General features: G+C 68.7%; 17 protein-coding genes and 2 tRNA genes. 7 read left to right on the top strand and 12 right to left on the bottom strand.

Annotated elements, in window-relative coordinates:
- Window positions 1-726 precede the first annotated feature (726 nt).
- A tRNA-Ala gene (locus ACQHII_RS24470) sits at window positions 727-799 on the bottom strand.
- A 180-nt stretch (window positions 800-979) separates the two neighbouring features.
- Here ACQHII_RS24470 and ACQHII_RS24465 point away from each other — a divergent pair.
- A complete protein-coding gene (locus ACQHII_RS24465) occupies window positions 980-1,528 on the top strand; it encodes a helix-turn-helix domain-containing protein (protein ID WP_019073558.1) in 549 nt (182 codons plus the stop codon).
- A 130-nt stretch (window positions 1,529-1,658) separates the two neighbouring features.
- Window positions 1,659-3,035, top strand: coding sequence for a serine/threonine-protein kinase (locus tag ACQHII_RS24460; RefSeq protein WP_427921303.1), 1,377 nt, complete (start codon window positions 1,659-1,661; stop codon window positions 3,033-3,035).
- A gap of 69 nt (window positions 3,036-3,104) precedes the next feature.
- Here ACQHII_RS24460 and ACQHII_RS24455 read toward each other — a convergent pair whose 3' ends face one another.
- Window positions 3,105-4,535 (bottom strand): hypothetical protein, encoded by a 1,431-nt coding sequence (locus tag ACQHII_RS24455; RefSeq protein ID WP_427925400.1) that lies wholly within the window; start codon window positions 4,533-4,535, stop codon window positions 3,105-3,107.
- A gap of 152 nt (window positions 4,536-4,687) precedes the next feature.
- Window positions 4,688-4,816, bottom strand: coding sequence for a DLW-39 family protein (locus tag ACQHII_RS24450; protein WP_003999697.1), 129 nt, complete (start codon window positions 4,814-4,816; stop codon window positions 4,688-4,690).
- Between the two features lie 337 nt (window positions 4,817-5,153).
- Here ACQHII_RS24450 and ACQHII_RS24445 point away from each other — a divergent pair, with 337 nt between their 5' ends.
- A complete protein-coding gene (locus tag ACQHII_RS24445; protein ID WP_427921302.1) occupies window positions 5,154-5,516 on the top strand; it encodes a DUF6344 domain-containing protein in 363 nt (120 codons plus the stop codon).
- Between the two features lie 226 nt (window positions 5,517-5,742).
- On the opposite strand, the gene ACQHII_RS24440 is transcribed toward ACQHII_RS24445, so the two are convergent.
- From ACQHII_RS24440 to dnaA, 9 genes are all read right to left on the bottom strand, one after another.
- A tRNA-Ile gene (locus ACQHII_RS24440) sits at window positions 5,743-5,819 on the bottom strand.
- Between the two features lie 136 nt (window positions 5,820-5,955).
- Window positions 5,956-6,777, bottom strand: a complete 822-nt coding sequence (locus ACQHII_RS24435) for a DUF3566 domain-containing protein (protein ID WP_427921301.1) — start codon at window positions 6,775-6,777, stop codon at window positions 5,956-5,958.
- Window positions 6,778-6,795: 18 nt separating this feature from the next.
- Complete coding sequence (gene gyrA, locus ACQHII_RS24430) at window positions 6,796-9,390, bottom strand: DNA gyrase subunit A (RefSeq protein ID WP_427921300.1); 2,595 nt, start codon at window positions 9,388-9,390, stop codon at window positions 6,796-6,798.
- Window positions 9,391-9,432: 42 nt separating this feature from the next.
- A complete protein-coding gene (gene gyrB / locus ACQHII_RS24425; protein ID WP_427921299.1) occupies window positions 9,433-11,493 on the bottom strand; it encodes a DNA topoisomerase (ATP-hydrolyzing) subunit B in 2,061 nt (686 codons plus the stop codon).
- Between the two features lie 353 nt (window positions 11,494-11,846).
- The gene (locus ACQHII_RS24420; RefSeq protein ID WP_427921298.1) at window positions 11,847-12,416 is read right to left on the bottom strand and encodes a DUF721 domain-containing protein; all 570 of its coding nucleotides are present in this window, start codon (window positions 12,414-12,416) and stop codon (window positions 11,847-11,849) included.
- On the bottom strand, window positions 12,413-13,534 hold the full coding sequence (recF, locus tag ACQHII_RS24415; protein ID WP_019073567.1) for a DNA replication/repair protein RecF: 1,122 nt from the start codon (window positions 13,532-13,534) through the stop codon (window positions 12,413-12,415). Before recF ends, ACQHII_RS24420 begins: the two co-directional genes overlap by 4 nt.
- A gap of 60 nt (window positions 13,535-13,594) precedes the next feature.
- The gene (gene gnd, locus ACQHII_RS24410) at window positions 13,595-14,470 is read right to left on the bottom strand and encodes a phosphogluconate dehydrogenase (NAD(+)-dependent, decarboxylating) (protein WP_427921297.1); all 876 of its coding nucleotides are present in this window, start codon (window positions 14,468-14,470) and stop codon (window positions 13,595-13,597) included.
- A gap of 151 nt (window positions 14,471-14,621) precedes the next feature.
- Window positions 14,622-15,752 (bottom strand): DNA polymerase III subunit beta, encoded by a 1,131-nt coding sequence (gene dnaN, locus ACQHII_RS24405; protein ID WP_019073352.1) that lies wholly within the window; start codon window positions 15,750-15,752, stop codon window positions 14,622-14,624.
- Between the two features lie 1,220 nt (window positions 15,753-16,972).
- Window positions 16,973-18,961 (bottom strand): chromosomal replication initiator protein DnaA, encoded by a 1,989-nt coding sequence (gene dnaA / locus ACQHII_RS24400; RefSeq protein ID WP_427921296.1) that lies wholly within the window; start codon window positions 18,959-18,961, stop codon window positions 16,973-16,975.
- A 399-nt stretch (window positions 18,962-19,360) separates the two neighbouring features.
- On the opposite strand from dnaA, the gene rpmH reads away from it, so the two are divergent.
- From rpmH to yidC, 4 genes are read left to right on the top strand one after another with little or no spacing between them, the layout of a single operon-like run.
- Complete coding sequence (gene rpmH / locus ACQHII_RS24395) at window positions 19,361-19,498, top strand: 50S ribosomal protein L34 (RefSeq protein WP_006381191.1); 138 nt, start codon at window positions 19,361-19,363, stop codon at window positions 19,496-19,498.
- A gap of 21 nt (window positions 19,499-19,519) precedes the next feature.
- Window positions 19,520-19,891 carry a ribonuclease P protein component gene (gene rnpA, locus ACQHII_RS24390; RefSeq protein ID WP_078532680.1) on the top strand — a complete coding sequence of 124 codons (372 nt, stop codon included), beginning with the start codon at window positions 19,520-19,522 and terminating at the stop codon, window positions 19,889-19,891.
- Window positions 19,888-20,241, top strand: a complete 354-nt coding sequence (gene yidD / locus ACQHII_RS24385) for a membrane protein insertion efficiency factor YidD (RefSeq protein WP_019073355.1) — start codon at window positions 19,888-19,890, stop codon at window positions 20,239-20,241. Before rnpA ends, yidD begins: the two co-directional genes overlap by 4 nt.
- Before the next feature lie 3 nt (window positions 20,242-20,244).
- The gene (yidC, locus tag ACQHII_RS24380) at window positions 20,245-21,525 is read left to right on the top strand and encodes a membrane protein insertase YidC (protein ID WP_427921295.1); all 1,281 of its coding nucleotides are present in this window, start codon (window positions 20,245-20,247) and stop codon (window positions 21,523-21,525) included.
- The last annotated feature ends 12 nt before the right edge of the window (window positions 21,526-21,537 follow it).

Raw genomic sequence — 21,537 nt, 5'->3', positions numbered from 1 at the left:
GACTCGTGGGACCACCGCGTGATGACCATGCGCTGGTGAGATCGACATCGGACCGGTGGGCACAGCGCCGACGCCCGGGGTCGGGCCCGCTCGCCGGCCCCGGACACCGCCGCCCCGTTCATTCCAAGTGCATATGACTCACTACCGCGCCGACGCAGGACCGATCGTGCCCCTGTCGGGGTGCCGCCATCAACTGGCAGGCTGGTTGGTGATGTTGGGGAGCGCCGGGCGAGGCAGTCCGCAGGCGCCCGCAGTCATGGCCGCATTCCCCTTGCCGCGCCTCCCGAGCCGGACCGGAGCACTCCGGGAAGCCGACCGGAGGACGGCCGGAGGACAGGCGGAAGCCTGACGGAGGACGGGCAGAGGACGGGCAGAGGGCTCACGGAGGAACGCGGCGGACAGGCAACGCGATCGGCTCGATCGCGCCGGTTCGTGGCCGCCGGCGACGCTCCCGCACGACCCGCGGGAGTACGTGCGCGAGCCTGTGTCCTCCATCACCCGCGCACCCACCGCGGGGCCGTTCCGCCGCGAGCAGAGCGGTGTGACGCACCGTAACGCCGAGGTAGCAGAGGATCCACCAGGGGGGAGACACCACTCGAAATCCCAGCAAAAACGACCATCACGGACGCCCACCAGGATCGTCACGCCGACGCGTCGGCACGGAAATCCGCGCAGAAAAAAAGCCCCCTCCGACCACGTTTCCGCAGTTCAGAGGGGGAAAGCACGTGGAGCCTAGGGGAGTCGAACCCCTGACATCTGCCATGCAAAGACAGCGCTCTACCAACTGAGCTAAGGCCCCTCGAAAGAAGCGTCCGACCGGCACAACCGGGCACCGGCGGGCTTCGGGGACCAGCGTACCGGGTCACCCCCGGTATCTTCCAAAAACTTGGGGCTCCCGGTGGACGACCACTCTCCGTAAGATGCTCGTCGTGGTTCGCTAGAGCGAACCACGGTTTTGGGGAAGCGATGGGGAGACGCAATGGACGCCGCACAGCAGGAAGCCACCGCCAGAGCGCGGGAGCTGCAGCGGAATTGGTACGGGGAGCCTTTGGGGGCGCTCTTCCGTAAGCTCATCGACGATCTTGGCTTGAACCAGGCTCGTCTCGCGGGGGTGTTGGGACTGTCCGCACCGATGCTGTCCCAGCTGATGAGCGGTCAGCGGGCGAAGATCGGCAATCCCGCGGTGGTGCAGCGGGTGCAGTTGCTGCAGGACCTGGCGGGGCAGGTCGCGGACGGCAGCGTGAGCGCGGCCGAGGCGACCGAGCGGATGGACGAGATCAAGAAGTCCCAGGGGGGCTCGGTGCTCAGCAACACCACGACCACGACAAGCAGTTCGGGAGCGCCCACGGTCAAACGGGTGGTCCGCGAGATCCAGTCGCTGCTGCGCTCGGTGGCCGCCGCCGGCGACATCATCGACGCGGCGGACACCCTCGCCCCGAGCCACCCCGAACTGGCAGAGTTCCTCCGGGTGTACGGCGCCGGCCGTACCTCCGACGCGGTCGCGCACTACCAGTCCCACCAGAGCTGAGCACCACGGCCCGGCCGTCGATCGGGGGTTCGACAGCCGGGCACACGGCAACTGGCGCGAGGGGGAGTCGTATCGCTCGTCTCGGGGGAAGCAACGGAGGTAGCCGCAGGGGGAGGAGCGACGTACAGCCATGGGTGAGGTCTTCGCCGGCCGGTACGAACTGGTCGACCCGATCGGGCGTGGAGGTGTCGGCGCGGTCTGGCGTGCCTGGGACCACCGCAGGCGCCGCTATGTCGCGGCCAAGGTCCTTCAGCAGAGCGACGCGCACTCGCTGCTGCGCTTCGTACGGGAACAGGCGCTGCGCATCGACCACCCCCATGTGCTCGCACCGGCCAGCTGGGCCGCCGACGACGACAAGGTCCTGTTCACCATGGACCTGGTGGCCGGCGGCTCGCTGGTCCATCTCGTGGGGGACTACGGCCCGTTGCCCCCCGCGTTCGTCTGCACGCTGCTCGACCAGCTCCTCTCCGGACTCGCCGCGGTGCACGCGGAGGGTGTCGTGCACCGTGACATCAAGCCCGCCAACCTGCTCCTCGAAGCCACCGGCGCGGCCCGGCCACGACTGCGCCTGTCCGACTTCGGCATCGCGATGCGGCTGGGCGAGGCGCGCCTGACGGAGACCGACCTCGTGGTGGGCACTCCGGGCTACCTCGCGCCCGAGCAGATGATGGGCGCCGAACCCGACTTCCCCGCCGACCTGTTCGCCGTGGGCCTCGTGGCGCTGTATCTCCTGGAGGGGGCCAAGCCGGACTCCAAGGCGCTCATCCAGTACTTCGCCGAGCACGGGACGCCTGGGGCACCCAAGGGTGTTCCCGAGCCGCTGTGGCAGGTCGTGGCGATGCTGCTCCAGCCCGATCCGCAGGCTCGCTTCCGTACGGCCACGGGGGCGCGCAAGGCGCTCGCGGCGGCCGTGGAACTCCTGCCCGAGCCCGGCCCCGACGACGAACTGATCGAGATCTTCGACCAAGTGGGGCCGCTGCCGACGGGGTTCGCGCCCGAGGGTCCGCTGAAGCGGGCCTCCGGGGTGGACACGGGAGCGACTCCGTCGCACGGGACGAGTGTGAGTACCGGAGGAACAGGGACAGGTACGACCGCGGGTGCGGGTGCGGGCACCGACGGCGCGGACTCCGTCCTCCTCGACCCGCGGCAGGACATCTCCCAGCCGACCGCCTCGACACTGAGCCCGATCCCGACGCCGACGCCCACCCCGACTCCGACCTCGACCCCGATGTCGGACACCGGCAGCTTCCATCTGCCGCCCCCGCAGACTCCGCGGACTCCGCAGATCCCCCATGCCCTGCCCTCCCCCCAGCCGCGTGCCGAACCCTCTACTGCTTCATACACCGCTCAGGTCCCGCTGGTTCCGCCCACCGCGCCGCCGTTTCCGCAGCACCACGGCAGGCGCGCCCGGCGCCGCCCCGGACCGCCCGCGAAGGTGGCGATACCGGTCCTGCTGCTGGCGCTGGCCTGCTACGCCGTGGGGTTCTGGGCACTGACCCGCGTCTGACCGACCGGTGACATGTCGGCGTCGGCGTCGGTGCCGGTGTCGGCGTCGGCGTCGGAAGGGGTACGGCGGCTACGTCGTCGCCCGGCGCCGGGCCGCCACCGTCCACGCGCCGAGCGTCGCCAACAGCACGCTGCCCGCGCCGATCCCGGCCACCGCGAGGACCTTCATCGCGGTGTCGCCTCCCCCGCCGCTCCCCGTCACGGCCGCCGCGCGGTCCTGCGAGGTGACGTCGAAGACGTTCCGGGGTTCGGACCGCCCCTCGTACCCCGGCCCGCCGTGCGCCGAACCGGCGACGCGCACCCGCAGCGTCACCGGGAACGGCCCCTGGCCGAAGTCGTCGGCCACCTGCGCGGCGAGGTGCACGACGAGGTAGTACGACCCGGCGAAGCGCATCCCGCTCTCGTGGTCGACGACGGAGTAGCGGTTGCGGTACTCGACGGGCGGCAGGGCTTCGAGGGCGGCCGATCTCGGACTGCCCTGATAACCGACGCCCGCCTCGTCGACCGAGGCGCGCACGGGGTTGTAGAGCGCCAGGTCCAGCGCGCGGCTCACATAGCCGCTGCCAGCGTCCGAGGCACCCAGTTCCGCGCTGACGGAGAGCTGCCGGCCCCAGTCGACGGGCACCTTGTAGAAGAGCGTCCCGCCGGGTGCGATGTCGCCCCGCCACACGCCCTGTCCTACGGCGACCGCCCCGGCGAACCCCGAGCCGCCCGCGCGGCTCCGCGCCTCCCCCGTGACCGGCTCGGGCGAGGCGGAGTTCCAGTCCTGGGGCGCGTCGGACGTGACCGCCTGAGCGAGCGGCGGTTCGGACACCACGGTGAGTTCCAGTCCCCAGGTGTCCGACGAGGAACCGGTCGCGTCGACGCGTTCGACGAGCACGTAGTACTGCCCGCCCCCCTTGCACAGCGCCCTGCCCGTCTCCCGCACGGCCCACGCGGCCACGGGGTGCGGGCTCCTGCTCGCGCCGAAGGTGGCGCTCTGGTGGGTGCAGGCGGTGTCGCCCGCGTTCCGCAGCGACACCCTGATCCCGTCGGTGGCGGCGACCGTGCTGCCGACCGGGGGCACGGCGGTGACGGAGACGTAGACGTCGGACACCTCGTCGAGAGTGAGGCCGTAGTAGAGGCTCGCGCCCTTCGGGAGGGAACTCCGGTACGTCCCGCCCGAATCCAGGCCTACGGCGTCGGCCGCGGCGGTCGCGCCGTCGACGGCCCGGTCGCCCTTGTCGTAGCCGTAGGAGCCCGGCGTCCCGGCGGCGCCGGCGGGCTGCCCCGCCAGGGCCGCGGTCGCGCACAGCACGGCGACGACGGCACCGACGCGTCGTACGACACCGGGCCGGCGCCGTCGTACGTCACCGACGGACCGTACGGCCGCGCCGACGGATCGTACGGCCGCCCGGGCAACAGGCGTGCGGCCGCCGCCCTGTGCTCGCGTCCGCCACCACGCCGTACGCCGCCGCCCCATCACGCGCCACCCCTCGTCGTTGCTCCGGACGTGGCCCATCCTGCCCCGCACGCGCGCGTGGCATCCCGGCAATACGTACGAGTGTCCGAAACGCCCGGGTCGTGCGGGCCGTAACCGTGTTCGCGCGACGGCGCAACACAAAGCCCCGACCGCCAGGCGGTCGGGGCGTGCTCAGAACTGGATCTCGGTACTCACGAACCCGTGGGCACGGAGTCGGTCGCCTCCGTCCACAGATCCTGCTCGGCGCGATCCGCCTGGATCTGGCGGTACACGAGGAGCCCGCCGATGGCGGCCAGTGCGACCAGGAGAAGCTTCTTCACCGCGCGACCTCGTCTTTCCTTGACGTAGGGGACCTCTGTCGCCCGACTATACACACCGACCGATACCGATCGGTGACCTGCCTCCGCGGCCAACTCCCGCCCGGGACAGCGCAGTAGAAGCGGATGGAACCGCTCCGATCGGAGGGTGATCACATCTCTACGGACCGTTAATTTGGTCCCACTTCTCCATTTTCCTTGGCTTTTCGCGCCTCTTGCACCCATCCGAGTGGTGTTCATCGGAACATCGACGCGCCACGGGCGCCGGTCCCACACTTCGCGGCCCCCATACACATCATGAGGAAAGTACGCAAATCGCCCAACCTGAAAGTGAGGGGCCATGACCCGGATCAAGGTCATGAAGCTGTGGACCGCCTTCGTCGCCGCCTTCATCTCGCTCTGCACCGCGCTCGGACTCATCACGATCACCGCGACGGCCGCCACCGCGGCGACGCCCCGGACCGGGGCGACCAACACCAGCGCCACCGCGCAGCCGACGGCACCGACGATCTCCCCCTGGTCCTTCACCAGGTCCCTGCCCCCCACGATGAAGCAGCGCATCCGGGCCGAGGCCCACGGCAAGTCCCCCAGCTGCCGCCACCGCCCGCCGACGGACACGGACGAGGCCACGGAGACCGCCGACTCCACCGAACCGGCCCACACCGAGCAGACAACACCCCTGGCGGCCCCCCTCCAGCGCTGACCCCCGTCACGCGCCACCTCACCACCGACCCACCGCCCCGACATCTCTGACACAGCGGCGAACTTGCGTACAACGCTCCAGAGACGACCCTGAAGACCCCCGGCCCGTCGTGGCCGGGGGTCTCACTGCTGCCCACCGACCGCCGGGCAACCCGTCGATCGCGCCGTCGGCGTCGGCCCGTAGACGCCAAAAACCCCCAACCACAATGGGTTGGGGGTCTTCGTGCTGGTGGGGCTAACAGGATTTGAACCTGTGGCCTCATCCTTATCAGGGATGCGCTCTAACCAACTGAGCTATAGCCCCGCCGCGCTGTGCGGAGTGTGTCCCGCGCGCTGACTCCTGAAGATTAGCGCACGACATGGGCAGTCCCAAAATCGATAGTCACAGGACCGCCGACGGAGGTTTCAACCCCCGTACACCCGCGTTCTCGTCCGGCTTCTCACTCGTCTTCGGCGAGCGTGAGCTCGATGCCGCCGACGAAGCCGGCGGAGAGGTTGTAGATGAACGCGCCGAGGGTCGCGAGGGCGGTGGCGAGGACGACGTCGATGACCGCGATGATCCCCGAGAAGGTCAGGACGTGTGGGAGGGACAGGAAGGACTGCAGGTCGAAGCCGTTCGACTCGTTCGAGCCGGTCGCCTCCGAGATCGTGCCGCCGACCGTCGAGAAGACGCCCATCGCGTCCATGACCATCCACAGCACCGCGGACGCCACGACCGTGCAGATGCCCAGCGCGATGGAGAGCAGGAAGCTGACCTTCATCACCGACCACGGGTCGGCCTTGGCCACCCGCAGGCGCGCCTTACGCGTGCGGGGCGCGGTGCGCGCACCCGTGCGCGGCCGCCGTACGGCACCGCTCTGGGCGGCGGCCGGCGGCTGCGTGGGGTAGGCCTGCGGCGGGTGGTACGGCCCGGCCGCCTGTTGCGACGGACGCTCACCGGGCAGCGGCGAACCCGGCAGCGGGGACGCCGTCGGCGGCGCGGCCGGTGCGGGCGGCTGGGGCGCCTGCTGCCCCTGGGCCGGAGCCTTGGCACCGGCCGGGGCCTGGCCAGCACCGGCCGACTGCTGCTGGGTCCCCGGGCCTCGGGTGTCCGTCACAGTTCCCCCCTGGGATCCATGTGCGTCGGGCGCGTGCGAGTCGGCCTTCTTCACGTCGATCGCACGCAGTTGGGTCGTGTGCGGATCTGTCGCGTTCGCGGCGGAGCCACGGCCGCCGCCGTCCGTGTCCGTACCGGTCGATCCGGCGCCCGTGGCTCCGCTCACGATGACTCTCTCCTCGTGCTACTCGACCGAGGGTGCGTCACCCTCGTCCGTGCCGGTGGTCGCGACATCCTCGGCGGTCTCGTCGACGGCTTCGTCGCCGGCGACTTCCTCCGCCTCGGATCCCGCCTCGGCGTTACGAGCGATACCGACGACGGCATCGCGCTTGCCCAGGTTGATCAGTTGGACGCCCATGGTGTCACGGCCCGTCTCCCTGACCTCGTTGACTCGCGTACGAATCACACCGCCGGACAGCGTGATGGCGAGGATCTCGTCGGTCTCCTCGACCACCAGCGCGCCGACGAGAGAACCGCGGTCCTCGACGATCTTGGCGGCCTTGATACCCAGGCCGCCGCGACCCTGGACGCGGTACTCGTCGACAGCGGTCCGCTTCGCGTACCCGCCGTCTGTGGCAGTGAACACGAACGTACCGGGTCGAACAACATTCATCGAGAGAAGCTGGTCGCCCTCGCGGAAACTCATGCCCTTGACACCGGAGGTGGCACGCCCCATGGGGCGCAGGGCGTCGTCCGTCGCGGTGAACCTGATCGACTGTGCCTTCTTGCTGATCAGCAGCAGATCGTCCTCGGACGAGACGAGTTCGGCACCGATCAGTTCGTCGTCGGAACCGTCCTCCGTCTCACGGAGGTTGATCGCGATGACACCGCCGGAACGGGGCGAATCGTAATCCTTCAGAGGCGTCTTCTTCACCAATCCCCCCTTGGTCGCGAGGACCAGGTAGGGCGCCGCCTCGTAGTCGCGGATCGCGAGGATCTCCGCGATCGCCTCGTCCGGCTGGAAGGCGAGCAGGTTCGCGACGTGCTGCCCGCGCGCGTCGCGCCCGGCGTCCGGGAGTTCGTACGCCTTCGCGCGGTAGACGCGACCCTTGTTGGTGAAGAACAGCAGCCAGTGGTGGGTCGTCGACACGAAGAAGTGGTCGACGATGTCGTCTTCCTTGAGCTTCGCGCCCCGGACGCCCTTGCCGCCGCGCTTCTGGGAGCGGTAGTCGTCCGTCTTGGTGCGCTTGACATAGCCGCCGCGCGAGATGGTGACGACGATGTCCTCCTCGGCGATGAGGTCCTCGATGGACATGTCACCGTCGAAGGGCACCAGCATCGTCTTGCGGTCGTCGCCGAACTTCTCGACGATCGCGGCGAGTTCCTCGCTGACGATGCCGCGCTGGCGGACCGGGGAGGCGAGGATCTCGTTGTACTCGGCGATCTTCGCCTGGAGTTCGTCGTGCTCCTGGATGATCTTCTGGCGCTCCAGGGCGGCCAGTCGGCGGAGCTGCATCTCCAGGATGGCGTTCGCCTGGATCTCGTCGATCTCCAGGAGCTCCATCAGGCCCGTACGCGCGATCTCCACGGTGTCGCTGCGCCGGATCAGCGCGATGACCTCGTCGATGGCGTCCAGGGCCTTCAGGAGGCCTCGCAGGATGTGCGCCCGCTCCTCGGCCTTGCGCAGCCGGAACTTCGTACGGCGGACGATGACCTCGATCTGGTGCGCCACCCAGTGCCGGATGAACGCGTCCAGGGAGAGGGTCCTCGGCACACCGTCGACCAGGGCCAGCATGTTGGCGCTGAAGTTCGACTGGAGATCGGTGTGCTTGTAGAGGTTGTTCAGTACGACCTTGGCGACCGCGTCCCTCTTGAGGACGATGACCAGGCGCTGGCCGGTACGGGACGACGTCTCGTCGCGGACGTCCGCGATGCCGCCGACCTTGCCGTCCTTCACCAGGTCGGCGATCTTCTGCGCGAGGTTGTCGGGGTTGGTCTGGTACGGCAGTTCCGTGACCACCAGGCACTGGCGGTTCTGGATCTCCTCGACCTCGACGACCGCGCGCATGGTGATCGAGCCGCGCCCGGTGCGGTACGCCTCCTCGATGCCCTTGCGGCCGACGACAAGCGCGCCGGTCGGGAAGTCGGGGCCCTTGATGCGCTCGATCAGCGCGTCCAGCAGCTCCTCGTGCGAGGCCTCGGGGTTCTCCAGGCACCACTGGGCGCCCGCCGCGACCTCACGGAGGTTGTGCGGCGGGATGTTGGTGGCCATGCCGACCGCGATGCCCGCCGAGCCGTTGATCAGCAGGTTCGGGAAGCGGGCCGGCAGGACGGTCGGCTCCTGGGAGCGGCCGTCGTAGTTGTCCGTGAAGTCGACGGTCTCCTCGTCGATGTCACGGACCATCTCCATGGACAGCGGCGCCAGCTTGCACTCGGTGTAGCGCATGGCGGCGGCGGGGTCGTTGCCCGGAGAGCCGAAGTTGCCGTTCGAGTCCACCAGCGGCATCCGCATCGACCACGGCTGCGCGAGGCGGACCAGCGCGTCGTAGATCGAGGAGTCGCCGTGCGGGTGGTAGTTGCCCATGACGTCGCCGACGACGCGGGCGCACTTGTAGAAGCCCTTCTCGGGCCGGTAGCCGCCGTCGTACATGGCGTACAGGACGCGGCGGTGGACGGGCTTGAGGCCGTCCCGGACGTCGGGCAGGGCGCGCGACACGATGACGGACATCGCGTAGTCGAGATACGAGCGCTGCATCTCCGTCTCGAGCCCGACGGGCTCGACGCGCTGGGCGATGATCGCGCCCTCTTCAGGCGTACCGGACGTGTTCTCGTCGGTCATTGCTGGTGGGGATCCTTCCTGGTGCGGTCAGCTGAGACCGACTCAGATGTCGAGGAAGCGGACGTCCTTGGCGTTGCGCTGGATGAACTGGCGGCGCGCCTCGACGTCCTCGCCCATGAGGACCGAGAACAGGTCGTCGGCCTGCGCGGCGTCGTCCAGGGTGACCTGGCCGAGGACGCGGTGCTCCTGGTCCATCGTGGTGATGCGCAGCTCCTCGGCGTTCATCTCGCCGAGACCCTTGAAGCGCTGGATCGAGTCTTCCTTGATGCGCTTGCCGTTCTGCCGGCCCAGCTCGATCAGGGCGTCGCGCTCGCGGTCCGAGTACGCGTACTCGAAGTCGTCGCGGCCCCACTTGATCTTGTACAGCGGGGGGCGCGACAGGAACACGTGCCCGGCCTCGACCAGCGGCCGCATGAAGCGGAACAGGAAGGTCAGCAGCAGGGTGCTGATGTGCTGTCCGTCGACGTCGGCGTCCGCCATCAGGATGATCTTGTGATAGCGCAGCCTGGCGATGTCGAAGTCCTCGTGGACCCCGGTGCCGAAGGCGGAGATCAGTGCCTGGATCTCCTGGTTCTGCAGGATCTTGTCGATCCTGGCCTTCTCGACGTTGAGGATCTTGCCCCGGATCGGGAGGATCGCCTGGTACTGCGGGTTACGGCCGGACTTGGCCGAGCCGCCGGCGGAGTCGCCCTCGACGATGAAGATCTCGCACTTGGTGGGGTCGTTCGACTGGCAGTCGGAGAGCTTGCCCGGCAGGGACGCGGTCTCCAGGAGGCCCTTGCGGCGGGTGAGGTCGCGGGCCTTGCGGGCCGCCACGCGCGCGGTGGCCGCCTGGATGCCCTTGCGGATGATGTCCGACGCCTCGTTCGGGTTGCGGTCCAGCCAGTCGTTCAGGTGCTCGTAGACCGCCTTCTGTACGAAGGTCTTCGCCTCGGTGTTGCCGAGCTTGGTCTTCGTCTGGCCCTCGAACTGCGGCTCGGCCAGCTTCACCGAGATGATCGCGGTCAGACCCTCGCGGATGTCGTCGCCCGTGAGGTTGTCGTCCTTCTCGCGGAGCAGCTTCTTGTCGCGCGCGTACTTGTTGATCAGTGACGTCAGCGCGGCCCGGAAGCCCTCTTCGTGCGTGCCGCCCTCGTGCGTGTGGATGATGTTGGCGAAGGAGTACACACCCTCGCTGTAACCACTGTTCCACTGCATCGCGACCTCGAGGGACAGGCTCTTCTCCTTGTCCTCCGCCTCCAGGTCGATGACGGTCGGGTGCACCACGTCTCCCTTGCGGGAGTTGAGGTACGTCACGTAGTCGACGATGCCGCCCTCGTAGTGGTACGTGACGGTCTTTACTTCGTCCTTCTCGTCCGCACCCGCCTCGTCGGCACCGGCCGTGGCCTTCGCCAGCTCGCGCTCGTCAGTGAGTTTGATCGTCAAACCCTTGTTGAGGAACGCCATCTCCTGGAAGCGCCGCGAGAGCGTCTCGAAGGAGTACTCGGTGGTCTCGAAGACGTCCGGATCGGCCCAGAAGGTGACCGAGGTGCCGGTCTCGTCCGTGGCCTCGTGCTTCGCGAGCGGGGCGGTGGGGACGCCCAGCTTGTAGTCCTGCGTCCAGCGGAAGCCGTCGGTCCTGACCTCCACGGCGACCTTGCTGGACAGCGCGTTCACGACGGAGACGCCCACTCCGTGCAGACCGCCGGAGACCGCGTAGCCGCCGCCGCCGAACTTGCCGCCCGCGTGCAGCACGGTCAGCACGACCTCGACGGCGGGCTTGCCCTCGGACGGGACGATGCCCACCGGGATGCCGCGGCCGTTGTCGATGACGCGTACGCCGCCGTCGTGCAGGATCGTGACGTCGATCGTGTCCGCGTGGCCGGCCAGCGCCTCGTCGACGGAGTTGTCGACGACCTCCTGCACCAGGTGGTGCAGGCCTCGCTCACCGGTCGAGCCGATGTACATACCGGGTCGCTTGCGGACCGCGTCCAGACCCTCGAGGACGGTGATGGCGCTGGCGTCGTACGAGGCTGTGACCTCGCCGTTCGAGGAGTGAGCCTCGCCGTCGGCGCCGGCGTCGGTGGACGGGATGTTCTCGTTGGGGTTGCCGGAATCGGCCACGAAGCGCCCTTTCTGGCACAGCACAAGCCAGGCACCCGGCTGATGGCCGGAGCGGCTGCGGCGTGTTGCGTTGGTAAGCCTTAGTCAGCGTTGCTCGGTGTGTGTCCCACAAGTGGGGCGGGATTGCTTCCAGTCTACCGGTAGCGCCGACAGTGATGGGGGTTTGCCGGTACCTGAGTCCTCATGTGCCGCCCTCAACCGGTCTCTCCCGACTCCCCATATGCGGAACGGGGCTCAAAGAGGCTTACAGCGGCACTCAGCGCTTCCGGGTATGAACCCTTTGCTACTCCTGGGTCAGGTCGGTATTCGCAACCGCGTCCGGTCGCCCGCCCGGGCCCGCACTGTGATGTCAGTCACCCATAGGTGTCGCCGGGACCCGTGCTGCCGGGAGCCCGCAGCGGGCCGTAGCGGCGGGGCGGTCCACCGGGGTTGAGCACCTTGATCATCCGTACGGTGCCGTGCCCCAGGTCCTCGTTGAGCCTGGCCACCAGGGTGGGCGTGAGGTGCCGCAACTGGGTCGCCCAGGCCGTGGAGTCGCACTGCACGACCAGCACCCGCTCGTCCTCGTCGTACCGCTCCGGTACGCAGTGCTTGGCCAGGTCCTCGCCGACGATCTGCGGCCAGCGGCCCATCACACCGCCCACCGCGGCCGGCGTCTCCCAGCCGCGTTCGTTCAGCAGCCGGTTGATCGCAGCGCCGAGTGCCATCGGGTCGCGTCCGTCGGCGCGCGCGCCGGAGCGCAGGCCCCCGCGCCGCGCCTGCTTCTTCTGCTGCGCCGCGTCCCCACGCGCGCGTGCCTGTTCCTTCGCGGCGCGCAACGCCACGCGCGCGAGGTCGACGCCGGAGGGCTCGGCGGCCTTCTCGGGCGTGGTTTCCCCGGCTGCGGGGCGCTCGGGGCGCGGGGCGGGCTCGTTCGTACTCATACGCGCTCCACCGCCCCCTCCGCCACGCTGTACCGCGTCCCGGCCAGCACATGCGGTACGTCGTCGTCGACCGCCGCCGTCACCAGCACCTGCTCGCCCGGCGCCACCAACTCCGCCAGCCGCTCCCGACGCCGGGTGTCCAGCTCGGCGAACACGTCGTCGAGCACCAGCACCGGCTCATTGCCCTCGGCCCTGAGCAGGTCGTACGACGCGAGCCGCAGCGCCAGCGCGTACGACCAGGACTCCCCGTGCGAGGCGTACCCCTTGGCGGGCAACTGACCGAGTTTGAGAATCAAATCGTCCCGATGGGGTCCTACGAGGGTGACGCCCCGCTCGATCTCCTGTTTGCGCGCCTCCGCGATCGCCGCCATCAGCTGCTCGTAGAGGTCCTCGCGGGTGTGCGCCTCACCGGGCGCCGAAGGCTTGTACTCCAGGGCCACCGGGCCGCCGCCGGGCGCCAGTTGCTCGTACGCCTTGTCGGCGAGGGGCTGCACCGCGGCGATCAGATCGAGCCGCTGGGCGAGCAACTCGGCGCCCACGCGCGCGAGATGCTGGTCCCACACGTCGAGCGTGGACAGGTCCATCGAGCGCCCGCCGTGCCGCCGCGCCAACGCGGCCGATTTCAGCAGGGTGTTGCGCTGCTTGAGCACCCGCTCGTAGTCGGACCGCACACCGGCCATGCGCGGCGACCGCGCGGTGATCAGCTCGTCCAGAAAACGCCGCCGCTCCCCGGGATCCCCCTTCACCAGGGCGAGATCCTCGGGCGCGAACAGCACGGTCCGTACGATGCCCAGCACGTCACGGGGTCTGACCTGCGAGGACCTGTTGATGCGGGCCCGGTTGGCGCGGCCCGGGTTCAGCTCCAGCTCGACCAGCTGCTGCCGCTCGCCCTGTCGGACCTGCGCCCGGATGATCGCGCGTTCGGCGCCCACGCGGACCAGCGGGGCGTCGGAGGAGACGCGGTGGCTGCCCAGGGTGGCGAGATAGCCGATCGCCTCGACGAGGTTGGTCTTGCCCTGCCCGTTGGGGCCCACGAACGCGGTGACGCCGGGGTCGAGCGGGACGTCGACCCCGGCGTACGAGCGGAAGTCGGCCAGCGACAGATGCGTGACGTGCATGGTCGTTCGCCGACCTCCCCCAGGTTGTGGATCCACAGGCCGGGCCTGTGGATCTGTGGATTACTTGGTCTCGACGGCGTGGCCGCCGAACTGGTTGCGCAGGGCCGCGACCATCTTCATCTGGGGCGAGTCCTCCTGGCGGGAGGCGAACCGGGCGAAGAGGGAGGCGGTGATCGCGGGCAGCGGCACGGCGTTGTCGATGGCGGCCTCGACGGTCCAGCGGCCCTCGCCGGAGTCCTCGGCGTAGCCCTTGAGCTTGTCCAGGTGCTCGTCGTCGTCGAGGGCGTTGACGGCGAGGTCGAGGAGCCAGGAGCGGATGACCGTGCCCTCCTGCCAGGACCGGAAGACCTCGCGGACGTCGGTGACGGAGTGGACCTTCTCCAGGAGTTCCCAGCCCTCGGCGTAGGCCTGCATCATGGCGTACTCGATGCCGTTGTGGACCATCTTGGAGAAGTGCCCGGCGCCGACCTTGCCGGCGTGCACGAACCCGAACTCGCCCTCGGGCTTGAGGGCGTCGAAGACCGGCTGGACCTTGGCGATGTTCTCGGCATCGCCGCCGACCATCAGCGCGTAGCCGTTCGTCAGGCCCCACACACCGCCGGAGACGCCCGCGTCGACGAAGCCGATGCCCTTGGCGCCCAGCTCCTCGGCGTGCTTCTCGTCGTCCGTCCAACGCGAGTTGCCACCGTCCACGACGACGTCGCCGGGCTCCAGGAGCTCGCCCAGCTCGTCGACTGTCGACTGGGTGGCGGCACCGGCCGGGACCATCACCCACACGACGCGGGGGCCCTTGAGCCTGTCCACAAGCTCTCCCAGGCTGTGGACATCGGCGAGGTCCGGGTTGCGGTCGTATCCGATGACGGTGTGGCCTGCGCGGCGGATGCGCTCGCGCATGTTGCCGCCCATCTTGCCGAGGCCGACGAGACCGAGCTCCATCAGTTGTTCCTTAGGGTGCGACGTGGCATGAGGGCACTTGCGTACCTGTGTCCGAGCCTAAACCCGGACGGTCATGCACACCTGTGGGCATACGCGCTCAGAAGTACCCGGCCGCGTATGCCCCGACCTGCGGTGTTCTCGTCGGTACGGGTCAGCCGCTCAGGCGGACCGGCATGATCAGGTACTTGTAGGCCTCGTCCGCCTCGGCGTCCAGGGCGGGCTTGCCGCTGAGCAGCGCGGGCTTGGTGGAGGTCGTGAAGGACAGCTGGGCCACCGGGGAGTCGATGGCGCTCAGGCCGTCCAGCAGGAACGTCGGGTTGAAGGCGATCGACACGTCGTCGCCCTCAAGGTTCGCGTCGACCCGCTCCACAGCCTGTGCGTCGTCGCTGGAACCGGCCTCCAGGATCAGCACGCCCTGCTCGAAGCTCAGTCGGACCGGCGTGTTGCGCTCGGCGACCAGGGCCACGCGCTTGACGGCCTCCACGAAGGGGGCGGTCTCGATCACCGCGATGGAGTTGAACTCCGTCGGGAAGAGCGAGCGGTACTTCGGGAGGTCGCCCTCCAGGAGCCGGGTCGTCGTACGGCGGCCGGCGCCCTCGAAGCCGATGAGGCCCTCGCCCGCGCCCGAGCCGGAGAGCGCCAGGATCACGCTGTCGCCGCTCGTAAGGGCCTTGGCGGTGTCCAGGAGGGTCTTGGCGGGCACCAGGGCGACCGCGGACGCCTCCGGGTTCTCCGGCTTCCACAGGAACTCGCGGACCGCGAAGCGGTAGCGGTCGGTGGACGCCAGCGTCACCGTGTCGCCCTCGATCTCGATGCGCACACCGGTGAGGACGGGCAGCGTGTCGTCGCGCCCGGCGGCGATGGCCACCTGGGCGGCCGCCGAGGCGAACACCTCACCTGGGACGGTGCCGGTCGCGCCCGGCATCTGCGGCAGCGCCGGATACTCCTCCACAGGGAGTGTGTGCAGCGTGAAGCGGGAGGAGCCGCAGACCACCGTCGCCCGTACACCGTCTGTGGAAATCTCCACCGGACGGTTGGGGAGGGCGCGGCAGATGTCGGCGAGCAGCCGGCCGGAGACGAGGACCGTGCCCTCCTCCTCGACCTCCGCGTCGACCGACACCCGCGCGGAGACCTCGTAGTCGAAGCTGGACAGGCTCAGCTGCCCCTCCTCGGACTTCAGCAGGAGGCCGGCGAGGACCGGCGCCGGCGGACGGGCCGGGAGGCTGCGTGCCGCCCAGGCAACTGCCTCCGCGAGTACGTCGCGTTCCACCCGGATCTTCACTGTTGCCGCCTCCTGCTGTTGCCGGCGCTTCTCGGCCTGCCTGGCTTCGTCGTCTGTCTCGGTGTGGTCGGTCCCTGTGAGGGGAAGGACACCGGGGAACAGTCTGACGCACGGCACTGACAGTAGGTGCCTCTCGGGGTCAAGTCGTGACGAGGGGCGGTCGGGCGACGAAGCGCGAGTTGTGCACAGGCCCCGCTTCGAAACGGTTTCCCAGCTCTCTCTAGTTGCTAGTAGTAGTAGGGGCTGTGGATACCGTGGATAACCCCGTTTTCCCAGCTCAGAGCAGGAATTTTGTCCACCGGTCCTGTGGGTGACGGCGGTGGACAACCTCGGGTTTCTGTGGAGAACGGAAAGTTCTGCACACCCCATGCACAGCCGAGGGCCACTTCTCCCCAGCGCCGTCCCCAGCTTTACCCACCTTTCCCACAGCCCAACCCGGCACCTTCGTGTGACGCCTTTCACTCGACACGGTGAGGTGGCGCGTCGCGTTGCCGAACAGTGGACAGCGGTGTGGAGAAGCTGGGGATCGCTGGGGACAACCGCCCCCAGCCTGTGGGTTGTCGGTGGACAACTCCGTCCCCAGCCTGTGGATCACGGATTTGTCCACAGCCTGTGGAGATCTTTTGTCCACGAATCCACAAGCACCTGACCTGGACTGATGGTCTCTCACCCACGAGGCCTGTGGACACGATCTGGACAACTTCGCAGTCCCCAGGATGTGGACGGAAGAAAGTCACCGAATCTGTGGAGGGCGGCCGTAACCCGGCGAGTATTCGAACAGCGGGCGGTCTGCACACAGCTGTGGATGGACGACGGACCCGGCCCGAGCAGCCGCGGGATCGGTCCGGGAAGGGCGTTGACCGCTTCAAAGCGGCTTCCGACTTGCTCCCGACCATCGGCAGACCGCCTCCGGAGCGCCGTCGGACCGCCGCTAGACCGCCGTCGGAGCGCCTCCGAAGCGCCTCGCGAACGGCTGGGGAGCGGCTGGGGAGCGCCCGGGTAGCTGCGCCGCCCCGGCTGCGGATCGCCCTGGAGGACTCCGCGACGCCTTCGGACGCCTTTGGGCCCGCCCTCCCGGCTGGCCGTTGAAGCGTCTGCACGTTCCCTCCGAGCGGCGTCGCGGCCGGCTCCCGGCAAGGCGAAGGGCGCCCGGGGAGAAATCCCTGGGCGCCCCTCGGTGTCGTGGATTCGCCGCCGTCGGCGTCCCAACTCCGCTGCTGTCAGCCGTTCTTGATGCGGTTGGTCAGTTCGGTGACCTGGTTGTAGATCGAGCGGCGCTCGGCCATCAGCGCGCGGATCTTGCGGTCGGCGTGCATGACCGTGGTGTGGTCGCGGCCGCCGAACTGCGCGCCGATCTTCGGCAGCGAGAGGTCGGTCAGTTCACGGCACACGTACATGGCGATCTGGCGGGCCGTGACCAGCTGGCGCCCGCGCGAACTGCCGCACAGGTCCTCGACCGTGATGCCGAAGTAGTCGGCGGTCGCGCCCATGATCGCCGACGCGGTGATCTCCGGGGTCGAGTCCTCGCCGCCAGGGATGAGGTCCTTGAGGACGATCTCGGTGAGACCGAGGTCCACCGGCTGCCGGTTGAGCGACGCGAACGCCGTCACCCGGATCAGCGCCCCCTCCAGCTCGCGGATGTTGCGCGAGATGCGGGAGGCGATGAACTCCAGGACCTCCGGAGGGGCGTTGAGCTGCTCCTGCACCGCCTTCTTACGAAGGATGGCGATACGGGTCTCCAGCTCGGGCGGCTGGACGTCGGTGATCAGACCCCACTCGAAACGGTTCCGCAGCCGGTCCTCCAGCGTGACCAGCTGCTTCGGCGGCCGGTCGCTGGAGAGCACGATCTGCTTGTTCGCGTTGTGGAGCGTGTTGAAGGTGTGGAAGAACTCCTCCTGCGTCGACTCCTTGTCCGCGAGGAACTGGATGTCGTCGACCAGGAGGATGTCCATCTCGCGGTACCGCTTGCGGAAGCTGTCGCCCTTGCCGTCGCGGATCGAGTTGATGAACTCGTTGGTGAACTCCTCCGAGCTCACGTACCGCACGCGCGTGCCGGGGTACAGGCTCCGCGCGTAGTGCCCGATCGCGTGCAGCAGGTGCGTCTTGCCGAGCCCCGACTCCCCATAGATGAAAAGGGGGTTGTACGCCTTCGCGGGCGCCTCGGCGACGGCGACCGCGGCCGCGTGCGCGAAGCGGTTCGAGGCACCGATGACGAACGTGTCGAAGAGGTACTTCGGGTTCAGGCGTGCGGTCGGCTCACCCGGTCCGGCCGCCGGCGCGGGCTTCGAGCCCAGCGGCCCGGGCGAGCCCGGGCCGCCGCGGTGCACATGGCCGGAGTTCGACGACGAGCGCGAGTCGGACAGATCGCGGCGCGCGTCGCGCTGGTTGTACTCCGCGCGGGACTTCTCGTACTCGGCCCGCGACTGCTCGTACTCCGCGCGCTGCTGCTCGTACGACGGACGCTCCATCGACTGCGGGCGGTAGTCCTGCCCAGGCGGGGCGTACTGGTCCTGCTGCGGCTTGTAGGAGTCCTGGGGCGGTGCGCCGTACTGATCCTTCGACGGTGCCCCGTACTGGTCCGAGGACGGCGAGCCGTACTGGTCCTGCGACGGTGACGCGTACTGATCCTGTGCGGGCGGCGCGTACTGGTCCGGGGACGGCGACGCGTACGGATCCCGCTCGGGGAAGCCGAGCCGCTGCTGCTGCCAGCCGTAGTCGTCCTGCGACGGGCGCGGCCAGGCGCCGGGCTCGGGCCGCTGGTACTCCGACGGGTAGGCGGGGCGGGCGGTGGGCAGCTGGTCGCCGGGGCCGCCCGGGAGCGGCTCGGCGCGATGACGGCCGTAGCCGCCCTCGTACGGGTCCCGGTTCTGCTCGGGTTCCTCGTAGCGGCGCTGGGGCGGGGCGGGGGGCGCCGGCGGGCCCGGGGGCTCGCCGGCGGAGTCGTCGACGGTGATCGCGATCCGGATCGGCCGGCCGCACTCGCGGCTCAGGGTCTCGCTGACGATCGGCGCGAGACGGCCTTCGAGCACGCCCTTCGCAAATTCGTTCGGTACGGCGAGCAAGGCGGTGTCTGCGACGAGTGCCAGGGGCTGGCAGCGCCGGATCCAGTGCTCGTCCTTGGTCTCGACACCCTGCCCACGCCCCTCACCGAGAAGTTGCTCCAGCACTCGTGGCCACACTGCGGCAAGATCGGCAGGTACGTCAGCCACAGGGCACGCTCTCTCACGGGTCCCACGAACGTGTGGTTCGCGGACGGGACGGGATGTAAATCGGGTGGGACGCAGGGGAAAAAGGTGTCGGGGCGGGGGACAAAGGAACGAATCAGAGTCCAGCCACGGTAGTCAGGGCGACGGGTGCGGTTCAAGTTGTTGTCCCCAGCCTGTGGATAGTGTCTCGCTGTGACCGCTGGTTTGACCGGATGGCGTAGCCCCGCGTACCGTGACCAGGTCGAGTTGTCGATGGCTGCTGCCGCCTGCCTCCGATGGGCACAGATCGCATGTGGGTGATCGGTCAGCGGTGCACTCGGGCGTTACTGCGAGCTACTCGTGGGCGCACGGTGACAGCCAGGACGGCACCCGCAACCACCGATTTATTTCTGGAGCCCCCTCGTGAGCAAGCGCACCTTCCAGCCGAACAACCGTCGTCGGGCCAAGACCCACGGCTTCCGCCTGCGGATGCGTACCCGTGCCGGTCGCGCGATTCTCGCGAACCGTCGTGGCAAGGGTCGCGCCAGCCTGTCCGCCTGATCCCGATCAGGTCATGACGTCGTGCTGCCTACCGAGCATCGGCTGAGGCGGCGCGAGGACTTCGCGACCGCGGTACGACGGGGTCGCCGGGCCGGCCGCCCGCTTCTCGTCGTCCACTTTCGTAGCGGTGCCACGGACCCGCACGCGCCAGGGGAGAGCGCTCCCCCGACGCGTGCGGGTTTCGTCGTCAGCAAGGCAGTGGGCGGCGCCGTGGTGCGCAACAAAGTGAAGCGCAGACTTCGCCATCTGATGCGTGAGCGAGTCGCCCTGTTTCCCCCCGGTAGCCTGGTAGTCGTACGAGCGCTGCCCGGAGCGGGCGACGCCGACCATGCACAGCTGGCCCAAGACCTGGATGCCGCCGTTCAGCGGCTGCTGGGAGGGGGCGCGCGATGAAGTACCCACTACTGGCACTGATCAAGCTGTACCAGTGGACGATCAGTCCTTTGCTGGGGCCGGTGTGCAAGTACTACCCGTCGTGCTCCCACTACGGCTATACGGCCATCGACCGGCACGGCGCGATCAAGGGCACCGCGCTCACGGCCTGGCGCATCCTGCGGTGCAACCCGTGGTCGCTCGGCGGTGTGGACCATGTCCCGCCGCGCAAGCGACCGAGGTGGCACGAGATGCTGCGAGGCGCACGGCGCGCAGACAAGGGCGGGACCTCCGCCGCCGAAACGGCCACTGAAGGGCTGAGTCCTTCGAGCCCGGCCGCAGAGACACCGTCCCATGCCCAAGGAGCATGATTAGTGGACACGATTGCCAGTCTTTTCAGCTTCATCACGACACCCGTTTCCTGGGTCATCGTCCAGTTCCACTCGGTGTACGGGAAGGTCTTCGGTCCCGACACGGGCTGGGCCTGGGGCCTGTCCATCGTGTCCCTGGTGATCCTGATCCGCATCTGCCTGATCCCGCTCTTCGTGAAGCAGATCAAGGCGACCCGGGCCATGCAGACCCTGCAGCCCGAGATGAAGAAGATCCAGGAACGCTACAAGAACGACAAGCAGCGTCAGTCCGAAGAGATGATGAAGCTGTACAAGGAGTCGGGTACCAACCCGCTCTCCTCGTGCCTTCCCATCCTGGCGCAGTCCCCGTTCTTCTTCGCCCTGTACCACGTGCTCAACGGCATCGCGACGGGCTCGACGATCGGCGTCATCAACGACTCGCTGCTCGCCAGCGCGCGTAAGGCGCACATCTTCGGTGCCCCGTTGGCCGCGAAGTTCACGGACAGCAGCAGCAAGGTCGAGGCGCTCGGTGCCACGCTGACCGACGTCCGGGTCGTCACCGCGATCATGATCGTGATGATGTCGGCGTCGCAGTTCTACACGCAGCGCCAGCTGATGACGAAGAACGTCGACACCACGGTGAAGACCCCGTTCATGCAGCAGCAGAAGATGCTGATGTACGTCTTCCCCGTCATGTTCGCCATCTTCGGTATCAACTTCCCCGTCGGTGTCCTCGTCTACTGGCTGACCACCAACGTGTGGACCATGGGCCAGCAGATGTACGTCATCCGCAACAACCCGACCCCGGGTTCCAAGGCCCAGGCCGCTTACCTGGAGCGCCTGACCAAGCACGTCACGCACCACGAGAAGACCCGCAGCCGGGGCGAGAAGGCCATCGTCAAGGCGATCGTCTCCAAGGGCCGTGAGCGCAACGAGTTCGAGCGCAAGTTCATCAACAGCCTCACGAAGGTGGGCCTCGTGGCCCAGGCCGACGGGACTGTGGTGAAGGGCGAGGCGGCGGTGGAGTCCGAGGACGGCACGCCGACCACGGCCGCTCCCAGGCGCCAGCAGCCCAAGCGGCAGACCAAGTCCCAGCGCCAGTCCACCGCCGCGAAGTCGGCCGACGACACGGCGGATGACGCCGAGCCGAAGACCTCGCTGAGCAAGTCGGACGAACCCGAGGACGCCAAGCCCGCCACCGCTGCCAAGAAGGCGGCTCCCAAGCCCGCCGGCGGTACCCGCAGCAAGGCCCAGTCCGGACAGCGCAAGGGTCCGCAGCGGCCCAAGTCCCCGTCCAAGAAGTAAGAAGGAGTCCAT

The sequence above is a fragment of the Streptomyces sp. cg40 genome (assembly GCF_050320165.1).
GTDB classification, from domain to species: domain Bacteria; phylum Actinomycetota; class Actinomycetes; order Streptomycetales; family Streptomycetaceae; genus Streptomyces; species Streptomyces hokutonensis.
The sequence above is the reverse complement of the archived record's forward strand: the minus strand, read 5'-3'. Positions and strand labels throughout refer to the sequence as shown.

What these genes read in the sequence shown, in the direction of transcription:
- ACQHII_RS24465 (WP_019073558.1), top strand. Translation starts at nt 980, where the DNA reads ATGGACGCCGCACAGCAGGAAGCCACCGCCAGAGCGCGGGAGCTGCAG.
- ACQHII_RS24460 (WP_427921303.1), top strand. Translation starts at nt 1,659, where the DNA reads ATGGGTGAGGTCTTCGCCGGCCGGTACGAACTGGTCGACCCGATCGGG.
- ACQHII_RS24455 (WP_427925400.1), bottom strand. Translation starts at nt 4,535, where the DNA reads ATGGGCCACGTCCGGAGCAACGACGAGGGGTGGCGCGTGATGGGGCGG.
- ACQHII_RS24445 (WP_427921302.1), top strand. Translation starts at nt 5,154, where the DNA reads ATGACCCGGATCAAGGTCATGAAGCTGTGGACCGCCTTCGTCGCCGCC.
- gyrA (WP_427921300.1), bottom strand. Translation starts at nt 9,390, where the DNA reads ATGACCGACGAGAACACGTCCGGTACGCCTGAAGAGGGCGCGATCATC.
- ACQHII_RS24420 (WP_427921298.1), bottom strand. Translation starts at nt 12,416, where the DNA reads ATGAGTACGAACGAGCCCGCCCCGCGCCCCGAGCGCCCCGCAGCCGGG.
- recF (WP_019073567.1), bottom strand. Translation starts at nt 13,534, where the DNA reads ATGCACGTCACGCATCTGTCGCTGGCCGACTTCCGCTCGTACGCCGGG.
- gnd (WP_427921297.1), bottom strand. Translation starts at nt 14,470, where the DNA reads ATGGAGCTCGGTCTCGTCGGCCTCGGCAAGATGGGCGGCAACATGCGC.
- yidD (WP_019073355.1), top strand. Translation starts at nt 19,888, where the DNA reads ATGAAGTACCCACTACTGGCACTGATCAAGCTGTACCAGTGGACGATC.